Annotated in this window: 1 protein-coding gene; it reads right to left on the minus strand. The window is 43.1% G+C overall.

All coding sequences use genetic code 11. The features are described 5' to 3' along the window. Positions 1-346 (minus strand): ABC transporter permease (locus tag AOQ29_RS07150; RefSeq protein WP_179948361.1); only part of this gene is annotated, 346 nt, incomplete at its 3' end. Between the last annotated feature and the right edge of the window lie 148 nt (positions 347-494).

The raw sequence follows: 494 nt of genomic DNA on the forward strand, positions 1-494 counted from the left end.
GCCAAGCCTTCTTCAAGTAAACCTTCGTTAGGAAGTCGTCACCTGCAGCCAAAAAGACTCGATCAGCTGGCTGAAAGTACGTTACCAAAGAGCCAAACTGCAAACCTAACACTAGCCAAGCAAGTAAGCCATACTGCCAATATGTTCCCAAACTAAACGGTGCCGACAATTCTTCATGACGAATGGATTGAAAGCCTAAAATCAAACTCCCCAAAACCAAAAGTAAAAAGACAACGAAATGGTCATTAAATAGAAGTTTTAGGTAGCGTTGGTTACGCTTTGTGACAGCCTGGGCCCGCTCTTGGTAAAGTTTATCTAAATCAATTGTTTTTTCGACCGCGTTCATGAAAACAACTCATCCATCTCTGTTAATTTCAGGCTATGATGGTCGGCCACTTCTTGTGGTGTCCCCTGGTCTACAACTTGTCCTTGGTTTAGAACAACAAATTGATCAACAAAGTCAACCGCAGCTGCCAATAAGTGGGTCGTAAGCA

This window comes from Fructobacillus ficulneus (assembly GCF_001047075.2).
GTDB lineage: Bacteria > Bacillota > Bacilli > Lactobacillales > Lactobacillaceae > Fructobacillus > Fructobacillus ficulneus.